Annotated in this window: 16 protein-coding genes; 6 read left to right on the top strand and 10 right to left on the bottom strand. The window is 71.8% G+C overall.

The window, feature by feature from the left end; translation table 11 throughout:
• Together ABZO29_RS12775 and ABZO29_RS12770 are read right to left on the bottom strand one after the other, a co-directional pair.
• Positions 1-813 (bottom strand): PaaX family transcriptional regulator C-terminal domain-containing protein, encoded by an 813-nt coding sequence (locus tag ABZO29_RS12775; RefSeq protein ID WP_367320307.1) that lies wholly within the window; start codon positions 811-813, stop codon positions 1-3.
• Positions 810-2,444 (bottom strand): AMP-binding protein, encoded by a 1,635-nt coding sequence (locus ABZO29_RS12770; RefSeq protein ID WP_367320306.1) that lies wholly within the window; start codon positions 2,442-2,444, stop codon positions 810-812. Before ABZO29_RS12770 ends, ABZO29_RS12775 begins: the two co-directional genes overlap by 4 nt.
• A 133-nt stretch (positions 2,445-2,577) precedes the next feature.
• On the opposite strand from ABZO29_RS12770, the gene ABZO29_RS12765 reads away from it, so the two are divergent.
• Both ABZO29_RS12765 and ABZO29_RS12760 read left to right on the top strand, forming a co-directional pair.
• Positions 2,578-3,750, top strand: coding sequence for an acyl-CoA dehydrogenase family protein (locus ABZO29_RS12765; protein ID WP_367320305.1), 1,173 nt, complete (start codon positions 2,578-2,580; stop codon positions 3,748-3,750).
• Positions 3,747-4,145, top strand: coding sequence for a RidA family protein (locus ABZO29_RS12760; protein ID WP_367320304.1), 399 nt, complete (start codon positions 3,747-3,749; stop codon positions 4,143-4,145). Before ABZO29_RS12765 ends, ABZO29_RS12760 begins: the two co-directional genes overlap by 4 nt.
• 5 nt (positions 4,146-4,150) lie before the next feature.
• Here the strand turns inward: ABZO29_RS12760 and ABZO29_RS12755 are convergent, their stop codons facing one another.
• The 4 genes from ABZO29_RS12755 to ABZO29_RS12740 all read right to left on the bottom strand — a co-directional run bounded on the left by ABZO29_RS12755 (position 4,151) and on the right by ABZO29_RS12740 (position 7,814).
• Positions 4,151-4,345 (bottom strand): DUF5999 family protein, encoded by a 195-nt coding sequence (locus ABZO29_RS12755; RefSeq protein WP_367320303.1) that lies wholly within the window; start codon positions 4,343-4,345, stop codon positions 4,151-4,153.
• Positions 4,346-4,533: 188 nt separating this feature from the next.
• Positions 4,534-4,938 carry a DUF779 domain-containing protein gene (locus ABZO29_RS12750; protein ID WP_367320302.1) on the bottom strand — a complete coding sequence of 135 codons (405 nt, stop codon included), beginning with the start codon at positions 4,936-4,938 and terminating at the stop codon, positions 4,534-4,536.
• Positions 4,938-6,455, bottom strand: a complete 1,518-nt coding sequence (adh, locus tag ABZO29_RS12745) for an aldehyde dehydrogenase (RefSeq protein ID WP_367320301.1) — start codon at positions 6,453-6,455, stop codon at positions 4,938-4,940. The genes ABZO29_RS12750 and adh overlap by 1 nt, the downstream gene beginning before the upstream one ends.
• 120 nt (positions 6,456-6,575) lie before the next feature.
• A complete protein-coding gene (locus ABZO29_RS12740) occupies positions 6,576-7,814 on the bottom strand; it encodes a GAF domain-containing protein (protein ID WP_367320300.1) in 1,239 nt (412 codons plus the stop codon).
• 219 nt (positions 7,815-8,033) lie between these two features.
• Here ABZO29_RS12740 and ABZO29_RS12735 point away from each other — a divergent pair, with 219 nt between their 5' ends.
• Genes ABZO29_RS12735 through ABZO29_RS12725 form a run of 3 tightly spaced genes read left to right on the top strand, consistent with a single transcriptional unit; the run spans position 8,034 to position 11,351 of the window.
• Positions 8,034-9,308: an iron-containing alcohol dehydrogenase gene (locus tag ABZO29_RS12735; RefSeq protein WP_367320299.1), complete on the top strand. Its 1,275-nt coding sequence runs from the start codon at positions 8,034-8,036 to the stop codon at positions 9,306-9,308.
• A 10-nt stretch (positions 9,309-9,318) separates the two neighbouring features.
• A complete protein-coding gene (locus ABZO29_RS12730; protein WP_367320298.1) occupies positions 9,319-10,689 on the top strand; it encodes a sensor histidine kinase in 1,371 nt (456 codons plus the stop codon).
• Positions 10,686-11,351: a response regulator gene (locus ABZO29_RS12725; protein WP_367320297.1), complete on the top strand. Its 666-nt coding sequence runs from the start codon at positions 10,686-10,688 to the stop codon at positions 11,349-11,351. The genes ABZO29_RS12730 and ABZO29_RS12725 overlap by 4 nt, the downstream gene beginning before the upstream one ends.
• A gap of 6 nt (positions 11,352-11,357) precedes the next feature.
• Here ABZO29_RS12725 and mftM read toward each other — a convergent pair whose 3' ends face one another.
• The 4 genes from mftM to mdo form a co-directional block, all read right to left on the bottom strand.
• Positions 11,358-12,266 carry a mycofactocin oligosaccharide methyltransferase MftM gene (mftM, locus tag ABZO29_RS12720; RefSeq protein WP_367320296.1) on the bottom strand — a complete coding sequence of 303 codons (909 nt, stop codon included), beginning with the start codon at positions 12,264-12,266 and terminating at the stop codon, positions 11,358-11,360.
• On the bottom strand, positions 12,263-13,792 hold the full coding sequence (locus tag ABZO29_RS12715; protein WP_367320295.1) for a VWA domain-containing protein: 1,530 nt from the start codon (positions 13,790-13,792) through the stop codon (positions 12,263-12,265). Before ABZO29_RS12715 ends, mftM begins: the two co-directional genes overlap by 4 nt.
• A gap of 14 nt (positions 13,793-13,806) precedes the next feature.
• Positions 13,807-15,024, bottom strand: coding sequence for an AAA family ATPase (locus ABZO29_RS12710; RefSeq protein WP_367320294.1), 1,218 nt, complete (start codon positions 15,022-15,024; stop codon positions 13,807-13,809).
• 263 nt (positions 15,025-15,287) lie between these two features.
• Positions 15,288-16,580, bottom strand: a complete 1,293-nt coding sequence (gene mdo, locus ABZO29_RS12705) for an NDMA-dependent methanol dehydrogenase (protein WP_367320293.1) — start codon at positions 16,578-16,580, stop codon at positions 15,288-15,290.
• Between the two features lie 289 nt (positions 16,581-16,869).
• Here mdo and mftA point away from each other — a divergent pair, with 289 nt between their 5' ends.
• A complete protein-coding gene (gene mftA / locus ABZO29_RS12700) occupies positions 16,870-16,977 on the top strand; it encodes a mycofactocin precursor MftA (protein ID WP_367320292.1) in 108 nt (35 codons plus the stop codon).
• Positions 16,978-16,986: the final 9 nt, after the last annotated feature.

Below are 16,986 nucleotides of genomic sequence, written 5' to 3'. Positions count from 1 at the left end.
TCACACCCCGGCGAACTCGGCGCCCGCGTCCCTGAGCCGCTCGTGCAGGCCCTGGAACACCGCCGCCGAGCGCATGCCCGGCCAGTCCGAGGGGAGCAGGCCGACGGGCAGGCCGGGGTCGGTGTAGGGCAGGTGGCGCCAGGAGTCCAGGGCGAGGAGGTAGTCGTGGTACGCCTCCTCGGGCGGGGTGTCCGCCCGCTGCTCCCAGTCGTGCAGCACGCGCGCGTGGCGGTCGAGGAAGGCCTCGTGCTCCTTGGCGATCGCCGCCAGGTCCCACCAGCGGGCGACGGTCTCGACGGTCGGTGCGAAGCCGAGGTGCTCGCCGCGGAAGAAGTCGACGTACGGATCGAGCCGCAGCCGCTGCAGGGTGTGCCGCGTCTCCTCGTACAGGCGTGCCGGGGCGATCCACACGCCGGGCGCCGCCGTGCCGAAGCCGAGGCCGGCCAGCCGCGACCGCAGCACATGCCGCTTCTGCCGCTCCGACTCCGGCACCGAGAACACCGCCAGCACCCAGCCCTCGTCCCGCGGCGGCGCCGTGGCGTAGATGCGCCGGTCGCCGTCGTCGAGCAGCTGGCGGGCGTCCGGCGACAGTTCGTAACCGGCCGCGCCCTGCGCCGTACGGGCCGGCACGAGGAGCCCTCGCCGCTTCAGCCGGGACACCGAGGAGCGTACGGAGGGCGCGTCCACGCCGACCGCGGCGAGCAGCCGGATCAGCTCGGCGACGGGCACGGCGCCGGGCATGAAGCGGCCGTACGCGCCGTAGAGCGTGACGATCAAAGACCGTGGAGCATGCTGGTCGGACACGTTGATCATCTTAGGTCTTCGGCATCGGTGCTGGTCACCATCGGTGTCGTCGGCTGTGCGCCTTCGGTGCGCAGTTTGAACCGCTGGAGCTTCCCGGTCGCCGTGCGCGGCAGCGCGTCCAGGAAGACGATCTCGCGCGGGCACTTGTACGGAGCCAGCTCCGCCTTGACGAAGGCGCGCAGCGCCTCCGCGTCCTGCCGCGCGCCCTCTTTGAGGACCGCGTACGCCACGACCACCTGCCCGCGTGCCTCGTCGGGCTGCCCGACGACCGCCGCCTCGGCGACATCCGGATGACGCAGCAGCGCCTCCTCGACCTCCGGACCGGCGATGTTGTACCCGGCCGAGATGATCATGTCGTCGGCGCGGGCGACGTACCGGAAGTAGCCGTCGGCCTCGCGGACGTAGGTGTCGCCGGTGAGGTTCCAGCCGCCGTGCACGTACTGCCGCTGCCGTGGATCGGCGAGGTAGCGGCAGCCGACCGGCCCGCGCACCGCCAGCAGCCCTGGCTCCCCGTCGGGCACCGGCTCCCCGTTCGCGTCCTGCACGCGCGCCTGCCACCCGGGAACGGGAACGCCCGTGGTCCCGGGCCTGATCCGCTCGTCGGCCGCGGAGATGAAGATGTGCAGCAGCTCGGTGGCGCCGATGCCGTTGATGATCCGCAGCCCGGTCCGTTCGTGCCAGGCGTGCCAGGTGGCGGCGGGCAGGTTCTCTCCCGCGGAGACGCAGCGGCGCAGGGACGAGCTGTCGTACGCGTCGAGGTCGTCGAGCATCGCGCGGTAGGCGGTCGGCGCGGTGAACAGGACCGAGACGCGGTGCTCGGCGATCGCGGGCAACAGCTGCTTGGGGCCGGCCTGTTCGAGGAGCAGGGCGCACGCGCCGGCCCGCAGCGGGAAGACGACCAGCCCGCCGAGGCCGAAGGTGAAGCCGAGCGGGGGACTGCCCGCGAAGACGTCGTCCGGGCGCGGCCGGAGCACGTGCCGCGAGAAGGTGTCGGCGATCGCCAGCACGTCCCGGTGGAAGTGCATGCACCCCTTGGGTCGGCCGGTGGTGCCCGAGGTGAAGGCGATCAGCGCCACGTCGTCGGCCGCGGTGTCCACGGCGGTGAACGGCGTGCTCGGCACCGGACGGTTCAGGAGGTCCTCGGGGCCGTCACCTCCGTACGTCGTGATGCGCAGCCCCGGCACCTCCGCCTTGGCGAGGTCGTCGACGGCACGGATGTCGCACAGCGCGTGCCGGACCTGCGCGATCTCGCACATCGTGGTCAGCTCGTGCGGGCGCTGCTGGGCCAGCACGGTGACGGCGATCGCGCCCGCCTTCAGCACCGCCAGCCAGCAGGCGGCCAGCAGGGGGGTGGTGGGGCCGCGCAGCAGCACCCGGTTGCCGGGGGCGACGCCGAGGTCGCGGGTGAGGACGTGCGCGATGCGGTCGACGCGGGCGCGCAGCTCGCCGTACGTCCAGGTGGGTGCCGTGGGTGTGCGGAACACCGGCCGGTCGTCGGGAGGGCCGTGGAGCAGTTCCGCGGCGCAGTTCAGCCGTTCGGGGTAGTGCAGCTCCGGCAGGTCGAAGCGGAGGTCGGGCCACTGGTCGGGCGGCGGGAGGTGGTCCCGCGCGAAGGTGTCGACGTGGGCCGAGACGTTCATGGCGGTTCGCCCCCTTGCCTGGTGGGCGTCTGGGTGGGCTCGCGCAAGGAGCGTATCGCGTTGGTGACGACAGTCAATGGCGCGCGATATCGTGGGAGGGAGGTGGCCGTACGCCACGGAGAGAGGACCGGCAATGCCCGTATTCTCGTTCGAACCGGAACAAATCGCCTGGTGTGCGGAGCTGCGCACCCTGGCAGCCGAACGGCTGCGCCCCCTCGTGGACAAGGGCGAACCGGGTCATGTCAACCGCCCCCTCGTCGCCGAACTCGGCCAACTCGGGCTGCTGTCCCGTCTGTTCACCTCCGGAGCCGTCGACCTCTGTCTGATGCGGGAGTCCCTCGCGTACGTCTGCACGGAGGCGGAGACCGCGCTCGCCCTGCAGGGCCTGGGCGCCCACCCCGTCCACGCCCACGGCACCCCCGAACAGCGCAGTCGCTGGTTGCCCCGAGTGGCGGACGGCACGGCGGTGGCGGCGTTCGCGCTGAGCGAGCCGGGGGCGGGGTCGGACGCGGCGGCGCTGTCGCTGGCGGCCGACCCGGACGGCCCGTCCGGCTGGCGGCTCACCGGCGAGAAGCGCTGGATCTCCAACGCCCCCGAGGCCGACTTCTACACCGTCTTCGCGCGTACGGGCCCCGGAGCCGGCGCCCGGGGCGTCACCGCGTTCCTCGTCCCCGCCGACCGCCCCGGCCTCACCGGCACCGCCCTCGACATGCTCTCCCCGCACCCCATCGGAGCCCTGGCCTTCGACGCCGTACCCGTCACCGCGGGCGACGTGCTCGGCGAGCCCGGCCGCGGCTTCCGGGTCGCCATGGGCACCCTCAATCTCTTCCGCCCCAGCGTCGGTGCCTTCGCGGTCGGCATGGCACAGGTGGCGCTGGACGCGACCCTCGCCCACACGGCCGGGCGGGACGCCTTCGGCGGCAAGCTGAAGGACCTCCAGACCGTCGCCCACCAGGTCGCCGAGATGGCGCTGCGCACCGAGGCGGCCCGTCTGATGGTGTACGCGGCGGCGACGGCGTACGACGAAGGCGCACCGGACGTCCCGAAGCGGGCCGCGATGGCGAAGCTGCTGGCGACGGAGACCGCGCAGTACGTCGTCGACGCGGCCGTCCAACTGCACGGCGCCCGGGCGCTGCAGCGCGGCCATCCCCTCGAACACCTTTATCGCGAGGTGCGCGCGCCCCGTGTATACGAGGGGGCGACCGAGGTCCAACGCGGCATCATCGCCAAGGAGTTGTACGCGCACGTGGAGGTCCCCAACGTCGAGGTCCCGAACGTCGAGGTCCCGAACGTGGAGGTCACATGAGCGCGGAGCGCATCAACCCGCCCGGCCTCTGCCCGCCCACCGGCTTCTCGCACGCCGTCGTCGCCACCGGCTCCCGGCTGGTCTTCCTGGCGGGCCAGACGGCCCTCGACACCGACGGCAAGGTGACCGGCGAGCACCTGCCGGAACAGTTCGAGCGGGCCCTGACGAACCTGCTGGACGCGCTGACGGCGGCGGGAGGCAGCCCGTCCGACCTCGCCCGCGTCACGGTCTACGCCACGGACGTCGCCGCTTACCGCACCCACGCCCGCGAACTCGGCCGCATCTGGCGCCGGTTGGCGGGGGGCGACTACCCGGCGATGGCGGTCGTCGAGGTGGTGCGCCTGTGGGACGAACAGGCGCTGGTGGAACTCGACGGCTTCGCGGTGCTGCCTTAGGCCCTTCAGGCGGCGATCGTCAGCCGCTCGGCCGGCAGTCGGTGCGGGGCGACGACACTGCCGTCGGGCAGCAGTTCACCACTGTCGTCGAAGACGATCGTGCCGTCGCACAGCAGGCTCCAGCCCTGCTCGGGGTGGGCGCTGACCGTGTGCGGCGCGCGGGCGTCGGTCCTGCCGCACGAAGGCTGGTGAGAACACATGGTGTACCTCCACGTCGGTGGAACGAACCATCCGTACGGGTAGACCATGCTCCCCTCGAGAACTCATCGGAACGGCCTGCCGCCAAGCGTGACAACACCCGGACAACTCCAGGACGTTTCGAGGACGCTCGGGCACGCCCCGGGGCCGGCACCTGGGTGTCCGGCCCCGGGGCGTCCGTCCCGCCGGGTCAGTCGCTCACCTCCGCGCCGGTCGGCAGCGGCGGCTCCGACTCGACGCGCTTCCACTCGTCGTCGGTGAACAGCCGCGAGCGGATCAGGAACCGCACTCCTTCCGGGGCTTCGAGGGAGAAGCCGCTGCCCCGCCCGGGGACGACGTCGACCGTGAGGTGGGTGTGCCGCCAGTACGTGTACTGCGCGGCGCTCATCCAGAACGGGGTGTCGCCGGCGACACGGCCGACGAGGACGTCCGCGGCGCCGACGCGGAACTCGCCGCGCGGGTAGCACATGGGGGCGCTGCCGTCGCAGCAGCCCCCGGACTGGTGGAACATCACCGGACCGTGCCGGGCCGCCAGTTGGCGCACCAGGTCCTCGGCGGCGTCGGTGAGCTCGACACGCCTGGTGCGGGCGCCCATCAGAAGAAGCCGAGCTTCTGCGGGGAGTAGCTGACCAGCAGGTTCTTGGTCTGCTGGTAGTGGTCGAGCATCATCTTGTGGGTCTCGCGGCCGATGCCCGAGCCCTTGTAGCCGCCGAAGGCCGCGTGCGCCGGGTAGGCGTGGTAGCAGTTGGTCCAGACCCGTCCGGCCTTGATCTCCCGGCCCACGTGGTAGGCGGTGTTGGCGTCGCGGGTCCACACACCGGCGCCGAGGCCGTACAGCGTGTCGTTGGCGATCTTCAGAGCCTCGTCGACCGAGTCGTACGTGGTGACGGAGACGACCGGGCCGAAGATCTCCTCCTGGAAGATCCGCATGTCGTTGGTGCCGCGGAAGATGGTCGGCTCGATGTAGTAGCCCCCCTCGAGGCCGTCCACCGTGCGCGAGCCGCCGCCGGTCAGCAGCTCGGCGCCCTCCTTCTTGCCGATGTCGATGTAGGACATGATCTTCTCGTACTGGTCGACGCTGGCCTGGGCGCCGATCATGGTGGCCGGGTCCAGCGGGTCGCCGCTGACGATGGCCTTGGTGCGCTCGACGCAGCGGGCCATGAAGTCGTCGTAGATCGACGAGTGGATCAGGGCACGGGACGGGCAGGTGCACACCTCGCCCTGGTTGAGCGCGAACATCACGAAGCCTTCGACGGCCTTGTCCAGGAAGGCGTCGTCGGCCGCCATGACGTCCGGCAGGAAGACGTTCGGGCTCTTGCCGCCCAGCTCCAGCGTGACGGGGATGATGTTCTCGCTCGCGTACTGCATGATCAGCCGGCCGGTGGTGGTCTCACCGGTGAACGCGATCTTGGCGATGCGGGGGCTGGACGCGAGCGGCTTGCCCGCCTCGACGCCGAAGCCGTTGACGATGTTGACCACGCCCGGCGGCAGCAGGTCCGCGATCAGCTCGATCACCACCAGCAGGCTGACGGGCGTCTGTTCGGCGGGCTTGATGATCACGCAGTTGCCGGCGGCCAGCGCGGGGGCCAGCTTCCACGCGGCCATCAGGATCGGGAAGTTCCACGGGATGATCTGGCCGACCACACCCAGCGGCTCGTGGTAGTGGTACGCGACCGTCTCGGCGTCGATCTCGGAGATGCTGCCCTCCTGACCGCGGACCACCCCGGCGAAGTAGCGGAAGTGGTCCACGGCCAGCGGCAGGTCGGCGGCCAGCGTCTCGCGCACCGGCTTGCCGTTCTCCCAGGTCTCGACGACGGCGAGCTTCTCGAGGTTCTCCTCGAGCCGGTTCGCGATCTTGTTCAGGATGTTGGCCCGGTCCGTCGTGGAGGTGCGGCCCCACTGGCGGGCCGCGGCGTGGGCGGCGTCCAGGGCCAGCTCGATGTCGGCCGCGGAGGAGCGGGCGACCTCGCAGAAGACCTTCCCGTTCACCGGGGAGGTGTCGACGAAGTAGCGGCCCTCCACGGGGGCGACCCAGTCGCCGCCGATGAAGTTGTCGTATCGCGGGGCGAAGCTGACGATGCTGCCGTCCGTTCCCGGCTGCGCGTACACCATGGCGGCTCTCCTCGGGGGATGGTGAGTGCGGTGGTACGACGGCCCACGCCGTCGTGGTCTGCCTCACTCTGGGCCCGGGAGGTTGGCGCGAGGTTGGCGCCGCCCGACGGCCCGCCTCGCTCAGCGCAGGGCGGTGGTCAGCCGGCCGGCCGCGACGGCCCGGCGTGCGTCGTCCAGGTCCAGCAGGTGCAGCGCGTGCTCGTGCACCTGAGCGTCGTACGGGGCCTGCTTGCCGTAGCGCAGGGCGTGCTCCGGGCGGGCGCTGGCCAGCACCGCCTCCCGCACGGCCACTTCCAGGTGGGTGCGCCACTCCTCGATCCCCGGTGCCTCGGACCGGGGGAGCAGGGGACCGCGGTACAGGCGCAGGGCGGTCTCCGTGTCGCCGTTCTCCAGGGCGCGCAGCACCTCGGCGGCGTCGCAGGAGACGGGGGTGGTCAGCGCATAGCGGCGGGTGGCGATGCCGCCCCCGAGGGCCCGGCGCAGATGCGAGATCTCCGCCTTGAACGTGGAGGCGGTGACGGCGCGGTCACCGTACAGGGCCTCACGCAGCCGCTGCGGCGAGAAGCCGTCCGGTTCCAGCGAGAGCAGGGTCAGGATCTCCAGTTGCCGGGGCCGCAGGGCCAGGGGGACGCCCTCGCGCACGGCCTCTTCGCCGCCCAGGCAGTTCAGCCGCACCTGGGGCGCGCCGCCGCCGGCCCGGAGTGGCGGTTCGGTCGTACGGAGCCTGGCCTCGATGGCGGACGCCAGGCCGCGCACGCTGGACATGGCCAGCGGATGCGAGCGGTCCCAGGTGGTGGACAGGTCCAGGACGCCGAGGACGTGGCCGTCGGGGGCGTGGATCGGTGCGCAGTAGCAGACCCAGCCGTGCAGCGCCGTCACCAGGTGTTCGGCCGAGAAGACGGTACTGGGGCGGCCGGTGCGCAGTGCGAGGGACAGTGCGTTGGTGCCCATGGCCTGCTCGTCCCACCGCCCGCCGGGAGCGAAGTTGACCCGCTCGGCCCGCCGGCGCATGGTGCGGCCGCCGCAGGTCCACAGGATCGTCCCCGACTCATCGGTGACCGCGGTGACGAATCCGGCGTCGTCGGCGACGCTGCGCAGCTCGTCGGCCAGCTCGTCCACCGGTCGGCGCAGCGGCGAGCCGGTCCAGCGCCGGTGCACCGCGCCCCCGTCGGTGACCGGGGCACTGTCCCGGCCGGGGTCCACACTGATCAGCGAGCGCGCCCAGGACGCGCTCACCTCGTGGCGCAGCGCCTCGCCACTGCCGGGCGTTGCTTCCGCGTCCTTCAGACGCGGCACGAGGCGGGACCATTCGCTCTCCAGCGTGGCCCTGCGTCGTTGCAGGTCCTTGCGCGGTGCCATCTGCTTCCCCTGTCTTTGAGCGGGGACAACCATTGTCCACAACAAGCGCGCGGGCGCACCTGCCCGACAGGGCAGGTTTCCCCGTCCGTACGGACAGGTGCCGCGCCCCCTGCACGCCCGTAGCTTGGTTCGCGGTTTCAAGACAGTGTTATCGGCGAAGGAAGTAGTGAAATCAAGGTTTCGCTCATGTTGCGGACTTCACGCCCTCCGGGAGGTCGCATGTCGCTCATGTCCGGCGCCATGGTGACCGGCGAGAACGATCCGAGCGGCGACTGGAGCCGCGACGAGGGCCAGTGCGAGCTTCTCGGACCGCAGCAGACGCAGACCGATGCGGTCCGCCGGTCCGCCCGGCTGGCCAAGTTCCATGTGCCCGAGGTCGTCTTCGGGCCCGGCTCGCTGGCCGAACTCGGGCACTGCGCGCTGCGGCTCGGTGCCCGGCGGCCGTTCCTCGTCACCGACCCCGGGCTCATCGAGGCGGGCTGGGCGGACGAGGCGGTCGGCCATCTGCGCAGGGTGGGCCTGCGTCCCGCCGTGTGGCACGACGTGACGCCGAATCCGAAGGACCACGAGGTCGAGGCCGGTTTCCAGCGGTACGCGGCCGGGGGCTGCGACGTCATTGTGGGGGTGGGCGGCGGCTCGGTCATCGACGCGGCCAAAGGCGTCGCGATCCTGGCCAGCAACGGCGGTCGCATCCTCGACTACGAGGGCGTGGACCAGGTGGGCCGGCCGATCCCGCCCACCGTGATGGTGCCCTCCACCTCGGGCACCGGGGCGGACGTGTCCCAGTTCGCCGTCATCACCGACACGACCGAGCACATCAAGATCACCATCGTGAGCCGCACGCTCGTGCCGGAGATCTCGGTGATCGACCCACGCCTGCTGACCACCATGCCGGACTCGCTGAACGCGGCGACCGGCCTGGACGCCCTGACGCACGCCATCGAGGCGTTCGTGTCCCGCGCGCACAACCCGCTGACGGACATCCACGCACTCCACGCCGTCGAGCTGATCACCGGGAACCTGGTGCGCACACAGTTGCGGCCGAAGGACTTCGGAGCCCGGCTCGCCATGGCGCAGGCGTCGCTGGAGGCCGGCATGGCCTTCACCAACGCGATCCTCGGCGCGACGCATGCCATGAGCCACCAGGTCGGCGGCCTGCTGGACGCCCCGCACGGCGTCGTCAACGGCGTGCTGCTGCCGCACGTCATCCGGTTCAACGCCGAGGCGTGGCCGGAGCGGTTCGTCGCGCTCGGCGCGGCGGCGGGCCTCAGGACCGAGGGCGTGCCCGCCCCCGAGGTGGCCGCGCGGCTCGCGGAACTGGTGCGGGCGCTGGCCGACGACGTCGGCGTACCGAAGGGGCTGGCGAGCCTCGGCGTCGCGGAGTCGGACATACCCGTGCTGGCCCGCACCACGCTGAAGGACGCCTGCATGGCCACCAACCCCAGGGACGTCGACGTACCGGACGTCGAGAACCTGTTCCGCGAGGCGCTGTGAGGCGATCCGCATGAGCGTCCCCGAACGGGCGCCGCACCCCGCCGACCTGGACGTGCTGACCGGACTGCGCTCCGGCAAGCGGTCGTTCTACCCGGCGTACGTGCGCTCCACCGAGCGGCTGGAGCGGACCGTGGAGGCGCTCGACGGGATCTCCCGCGCCCTGGTCCGCACGGCAGAGGGACCGCGCGCCCTGGTCGAGGCGGTCGTACGGACCGCGGCCGACCACCTGCAGGCGCGCTGGCTGCTGCTGGCCGTGGCGGACGGGGCGTTGCGCGCCGCCCGGCCGCGGTTCCTGCTGTACGCGGACGACGTCCTCATCGACGACGAGACCCGGCTGCCCGCCGAGGTGAGGGAGCACCTGCGCCTGTTGCGCGCCAGGCCGTGGGAGGCCCAGGCGCCGGACAGCGGCCCCGGCTGGGTGCGCGCGCCGATGACGCTGGACGGCGAACCGGTCGGCGGGATCGCCGCGCGGCCCGGCGCCGGAGTCGAGGTCGCGGACACCGATCTGGCGATCCTCCGGGTCCTGGCCAACCAGGCCGCCGTGGCGCTGCACAACACGTTCCTCTTCCACGCGGCCGCCACCCTGCGGGGGCGCACGGAGGAACTGTCCGAGGCGGCCGAGCGGCAGGCCCGCGACCTGGCCGCGCGCAACGCCGAACTGGCCGAGACCCAGGCCCGGTTGCTGGAGGCGATGCAGCGGCAGGCCCTGGACGACGAACGGCACCGGATCGCGCGGGAACTGCACGACAGCGTCACCCAGTACGTGCTCGGCGCGGGCATGACCGTCGAGGTGTGCCGGGCCGAGCTGGCGGCGCTGGGCGGGCCGGCCGGGGACATCGCCGCGAGGCTGGCCGGCGCCAAGGAGCTCAACCGGCAGGCGGTGGAACGGCTGCGTGCCGCGATCTACGCACTCCACCGCACCTCCCACGAGCCCTCAGGGCCGCTCCCGGTGATGCTGCAACAGCTCTCCACCGTCCACCTCACCACCGACCTCGACGTACGGGTGCGGGTGCAGGGCAGCCCGCAGCCGCTGCCGCCCGAGGCCGAGCAGTCGATCCTCCGGCTGACCGGCGAGGCCCTGTTCAACGCCGCCACGCACGGCGAGGCCGGGCGGGCACTGGTGGGGCTGCGGTACGTGCCCGGATCCGTCGTGCTGACCGTGTCCGACGACGGCGGCGGCGATCCGGCCCAGCTGCGCCGCGCGCTGAGGATGTCCCGTGCCGCCGACCTGTCGGGCCGCCACCGCGGGCTGGCGAACATGGTCGCCCGGGCGGAGGAGCTGGGAGGCAGACTCTCCATCCGCCGCTCGGGCATGGGAGGCGTCCTGCTGCGGGCCGACATCCCGGTGCCCGTGCCGGAGCGTGCGGGAGGCACCCGATGACGACGCGGCAGCAGACCCCGGCGCCCACAGCGGCCCAGCGGATCGTGCTGGTCGACGACCACGCGATCGTCCGGCACGGGCTGCGCTCGATCCTGGAGCGGGAGAGCGACCTGGAGGTGGTCGGGGAGGCGAGTACGGCCGCCGAGGCGGTCACCGTCGTCGAGCGGACGCGTCCGTCGATCGTCCTGCTGGACCTGAAGTTGTCGACGGGGGCCGACACCGAGGGCCTGGACCTGTGCGCCCGGCTCACCGGGCGTCATCCGGGTCTCGCGGTGCTGGTGCTCACCACCTTCCTCGACGACTCACTGGTGGTCGACGCGATTCAGCACGGCGCCCGAGGCTACGTGGTCAAGGACGTGGACACCACCGAACTGCTGCGCTCGATCCGCGCGGTGGCCCGCAACGAGAGCGCGTTCGACTCGCACGCGGCCGCCGCCATGGTCCGTTCGATGCGCGTGCAGCCCGACCGGCCGAAGTTCACCGAACGGGAGCTGAACGTGCTCCGGCTGCTCGCCCGCGGGCTGAGCAACCGGGACATCGGGGCCGAGCTGTTCATCTCGGAGACCACGGTGAAGTTCCACATCCGCAACATCATGCGCAAGATGGACGCGGGCAGCCGCGCGGAAGTCGTCTACGGCGCGAGCAAGATGGGGGTGATCTGACGGCACTCAACCGCGGTCGATCACCAGCCACCCGCCGTGGTACGAGCTGACGGAGAAGCGGTGGCCCGTCCCGCGGCCCAGCTCGGCGAGCTGCTCGCGGTCGAAGCACCGCACGTGCCCGTAGGCCGCGGTCGGCTCGTCCTCGTACGGCACGGCCACCACGACCCGTCTGCGGGCCAGCCGCAGAGCCTCCCGTACGACACGGTCGCCGTGCACGGGGTCCAGATGCTCCAGTACGTGAATGACCGTGACGTCGTCCACCGAGCGGTCCGGCAGCGGCACCCGCGCCGCGTCGCAGACCATCGTGTCCAGCCCGGGGCCCCGCCGGGCGGCCACGGCGTCCAGCAGCCGCATGGTGCCCGGCGCGATGTCCGAGGCGATGGCCGTGCAGCCCCGCCGCTCGGCGAACAGCAGGGGCAGGAAGCCGAAGCAGGAGCCCAGGTCCAGTACCGAGCCCGGGGAGACCAGGTCCAGGGTGCGGCGGTAGACGGGGGCGAACCCGGCGATCGACGAGTGGTCGGCCGGCTCGGGGGCCTGCCAGGACTGCCGGACACGGGCCAGCGTGTTGGCGTAGAACACGGTCCACGCGGCCAGCGGACCGTCCACGCAGGAGCGCACCACCCCGGTGAAGACCCGCTCGAAGACGTCGCTGCCGGAAAGCCAGCCGGGGGCGAACAGTTCCTCGGCGAGCAGTCCCGCCAGGTCGTTGTCCAGGTGCTCGGGGAGCAGCGAGTGGCTCACCTCGACGCGGCGGCCGCGTCGACCCAGCGTGAAGTGCTCGGTGCGCACGATCGGTTGGGCCACCGGTCCGCCGTCGGGAAGGCCGTCGCGAACGACACGGACCAGGTGATCGGCGTACGCACCGGGCGGGTGCGGTGCCAGGGGGTCGATGCGGCGCGCCGCGACTGTGCTCATCGCCCGGTCGCCTCCGCCGCCATCCGGTGGGCCGTGCGCTGCAGTCCGGCGAGGTCGGAGACGACCCGGACCCAGTCGCAGTGCTCCGTGTAGCGGGGCAGGTCGCAGGCGCCGAGTCCCCAGGAGTAGCGGGGTTCCGGGGTCAGCCACACGGTCTGCCGGACCCGGCGGGTGATCTCCTCGAACACCTCGGTCCTCGGGTCGTTGCCGTTCCCGCGTCCGTCGCCCAGCACGATCAGTGTGGTGCGCCGGCCCAGTGCGGGAGCGTGTTCGGACAGCAGTGCTTCGAACGTCCGGCCGTAGTCGGAGTTCGCGTCCACGTCGAGCAGACCGCCGGCCGGCAGCCCGTCGAAGACCAGCCCGAGCGCCCGCTCCAGCGGGTGCTCGGCGAACAGCTCGGTGATCTCGGTGGGTTCGTCGACGAAGGCGTACGAGCGGACCTGCCCGAACAGGGACTGCAGCCCGTGCACCAGGTGCAGGGTGAAGCGCGCGGTGGCCCGGACCGACAGCGAGACGTCGGTGAGGATCACCAGGCGCGGCCTGTCCTCGGCGCGGGTGACGGTGACGGGCCGGAACGGTACGCCGTCGTAGCGCATGTTGCGCCGCATGGTGCGGCCCGGGTGAACGCGGCCTCGGGGTGTGGCGCGTCTGCGGCTGGTCAGGGCGCCGTGCAGGGAGCGGCCGACCCGGCGCAGCGCCTCCTCCAGCTGGTCGCGCTCGTGCTCGTCGACCGTCTCGAGGCGGGCGCGCTCCGCGATCCGGGCGGATTCCACGGCCACCGACCGGAGTTCGGCCAGCCGGTTCAGATGCCGTTTCAGCAGCTCGGGCAGGTTGTCGAGGACGCCTGCCAAGTCCCTTCCGAGAATGCCGAGTTCGGGTTCGTCGGACCCGTCGTCCGTGAGCCGACCGAGCAGTGCGTCCTGCTGGGCGACGGTCAGTGCCGTGTCGATCGGGTTCCCGGCCGCCGCGGCGAGCCGGCCTGGGATTCCGGCACCGTGGAGCCGCTCGGTCTCCAGCTGGACGGAGGGAGTGTCCTCCCGGCCACCGGTGCCGCCGTCCTCGCACAGGACCACCTCGTCGGTCATCGAGGCGAGGTCGATCTTGTTGGCCTCCTGGTGCAGGTTGTACCGCTGCGCCAGGTCCTGCTGGTCGAAGAAGTCCCGGATGTCGGACGGCTTGCCGTGGCTGTGGCCCTGCTGGGGCGTCTTCGAGGGCTCGTCGGAGACGGTGAACGACTCCGGCTCCCCGGTGTCGGTGAGGTCGTCGTGCTCGTGGCTGTGGCCGTGTCCGTCGGACTCCCCGTCCACCGGCCGCAGCGAGAAGTACGCGGCGAACAGGTCGTCGAACAGGTGATCGTCCCGGCGGTCCTTCACCAGCGTCATGCGCAGCGCCTCACGCAGCGTCTCCCGCCCGCCGAGCACGCCCGGCTGGGCGGCCCCCCGCATCGCGTCCACCGCCTCCGACACGGAGACCCTCATCCCGAACAGCCGCAGCACGCGTACGAATCGGTGCACACCAGCTTCCACGCCCGCCTCCCGGGTCAGTCGGTGCGGCGCCGCGCGACGGCGGCGAAGGAGCGGGCGCCCTGGCCGCCGCCGGACACGGGGCGGTGGGTCGGGCCCGGACCGGGGGCGCCGTAGTAGCCGTCGTCGTGCCGACCCTGCTCGTCCATGGCCGCACGGACCGCGCGGCCGTCCACCTCGTCGGGCTCCCCGTCTTCGGGACTGCGCTGCGGACCGTGCCCGTGGCCGTGCCCCGGGGCGTGGTGGTGATGGCCGTTGTGCCCGTGATCGTGGTGGTGGCGACCCGGTTCCGGCAGGACGCGGTTGGGATCGACGAGACGCGGCAGGACATCCAGGGCGCGGTGCAGATCGCGCTCGTACTTGAGCACCACGTTGGCCGTGTCGGCGAGCACCGTCGCGTCGAGCTCCTCGACGCCCAGGACGGCGAGGGTACGGGCCCAGTCGACGGTCTCGGAGATGCTGGGGTTCTTGCGCAGCTGGAGGTCGCGCAGGCCACGTACCACCTCGACGAGATGGCGGGAGGCGGCCTCCGGCAGTCCGGTGTCCTTCGTCCGCACGATCTCCAACTCCCGTTCCGCGTCCGGGTAGTCGAGGAAGAGGTGCAGGCAGCGGCGCTTGAGGGCGGCGGACAGGTCACGGGTGCTGTTGGAGGTGAGGACGACGTACGGCGGGACCTTCGCCGTGTACGTGCCGATCTCCGGCACCGAGACCTGGTACTCGGCGAGGCACTCCAGCAGCACCGCTTCCAGCGCCTCGTCCGCCCGGTCGACCTCGTCGATCAGCAGGACCGCCGGCTGCTCGCCGCGAACCGCCTCCAGCAGCGGGCGCGGGGCGAGGAACCGGTCGGAGAAGAACAGGCTGTCCTGCTCCTCGATCCGCCGGACGGCCGAGGCCAGGTCCGGGGCGTCGGCGGTGAGGTCGCCGATCTTGTCGCGCAGCATCTGCGTGTACAGCAACTGCTTGCCGTAGTCCCACTCGTACAGCGCCCTGCTCTCGTCCTGGCCCTCGTAGCACTGCAGGCGCAGCAGACGGCGGCCCGTGGCGGCGGCGAGCGTCTTGGCGAGTTCGGTCTTGCCGACGCCCGCCGGGCCCTCCAGCAGCACCGGCTTGTCGAGCCGGGTCAGCAGGAACACGGTCGTGGCGAGCCGGGAGTCGGCGATGTAGCCGTGGGCGGCGAACCGCTCGGTGACGTCCACGACCGAGGAGAAGGCGTCGGGGCTGGTGGTGGCGGGCACGGGTCCTCCGTCGGGCGGGGAGAGGCGGGAGGGGCGACGGCGCGGGGAACGGAGAGGATCGTCCATCCCCGCCCCGGGCAGGGAAGCGCCCCAAAGGGGCGCGGGGCTGGGTCGATGTGCGGCTCCGCCGCGATGGGGGTCCCCCGCTCGAGCGAAGCCGAGAGTGGGGGAGCGGCCGGCCACGACGGCGCCGCCGGCGAAACGACGGCACATCGCGGCCCCGCGGCGCAGCCGCATATCGACCCAGCCGGCGGAGCTTCGGCTCAGCCGAGCAGGTCGTCGAGATCGCCGGTCATGCAGTGCTCGACGACCGGCCGGACGGTGTCGAACGTGCACTCCTTGGCGTTGCCCGGCGTGCAGGCGTCGCCGAGGACGTGGTTCGTGATCCGGTCCACGTCGGCCGCGTCGCCCTTGATCACGTCGGCCCGCTCGTAGAACTTCGTCGGGCCCTGGCCGAGCCGGTTCTTGGAGTACGTGTCCTGGTGGACGTCCGTGAACCTCTCCGGGATGCCGACGTCCCGCAGCAGCCGGATGCCCGCGGCGAGCGCCGCCTCGGCCGCCTTGACCTTGGTCATGCCGTGCGTGTCCACGCCCATCGCCTCGGCGATGTCCGCGAACCGCTCGTACTGGGCAGGCATGTTGAAGGCCCACACCCGCGGCAGCGCGATCGCGTTGTTGAGGCCGTGGTGGGTGTCGTAGAACGCGCTGACGGCGTGCGAGACGGAGTGGATGATGCCCAGGCCGCCGGAGTTGAACGCCTGCGCGGCGATGTACTGCGCGTACATCATCCCCTCACGCCCGGCCAGGTCCTGGCCGTTCCACACCGCCTGCCTGAGGTGACGGGCCGTCAGCCTGATCGAGTGCAGCGCGTTGCCCAGCGAGGGCTGGAAGTTCAGCCTGGAGACGTAAGGCTCGGAGGCGTGCGCGAGGACGTCGAAGCCGCACTGGGCGGTGTAGTCCAGCGGGCAGTCGTAGTACAGGGTCGGGTCGTCGATCGCCAGTGAGGCCACGGAGGCGTCGTCGAAGGCGACGTACTTGTGCGGGTTGTCGGGGTCGGTGGTCGTGTCGGTGATGACGTACGCCCACGAGGTCTCGGAACCCGTACCGGCCGTGGTGGAGACGGCGATGTGCGGCGGGTTCCTGGGGTTCTCCGACTTGTTGAAGCCCTCGAAGTCGTTGACGTTGCGGCCGTCGTGCGCCACCGAGATGCGGGCGCCCTTGCAGGCGTCGTGCGACGAGCCACCGCCGATCGACACGAACGAGTCGCACTTGTTCTCCTGGTACAGCGCCACGGCGTCCATGACGTTGTAGTCCTTGGGATTCGACTCGACCTTGTCGTACACCACGACCTCCAGGCCGTGGTACTTCAGCGACTCCACGATCTTGTGCACGGTGTCGCTGCCGCGCAGCCCCGTGGTCATCACCAGCACCCGCCCGAAGCCCAGTTTCCTGGCTTCGGGGCCGATCAGCTCATGGGCGCCCGGACCCATCAGCGCCCGTGGGAAGGGGTGGAATTCCTTGATGGGGAACGGCTTGAGAAGTTCTTCGACCTTCATGATCGCGACTGTCCTCTCGGCGAGTTCGTGGCGTGACTCACCTTCCGGGAACACATGACCGGGCGACACCGGCCACCCGGGCGGCAGCCGGGCGCGAACGGAGGGGACGCGCCCTGCCCGATCGGACAGGGCGCCCGCACCGGCAGGGGCTCACCTGTCCGACCGGACAGGGCGAGGGGGGCCGGAAGCAGGGCGAGAGGGGCCGGCGGTCCTTCGTAGCGTCGACTACGGCCGGTCGCCGAGCCGTGGCGACGGCATCCCAACCCCTTGCCCCTTCAGGAGGACTGCCATGAACGAGGACCAGACCGGAGTCGAGCCGGACACCGCCGTCGACGAGGTGGTCGAGGAGATCCTCGTCGAAGAGGTGTCGATCGACGGCATGTGCGGCGTCTACTGAGCGCCGCCG

It is taken from the genome of Streptomyces sp. HUAS ZL42 (genome assembly GCF_040782645.1).
In the GTDB taxonomy this organism is placed as follows: Bacteria; Actinomycetota; Actinomycetes; order Streptomycetales; family Streptomycetaceae; genus Streptomyces.
The sequence above is the reverse complement of the archived record's forward strand: the minus strand, read 5'-3'. Positions and strand labels throughout refer to the sequence as shown.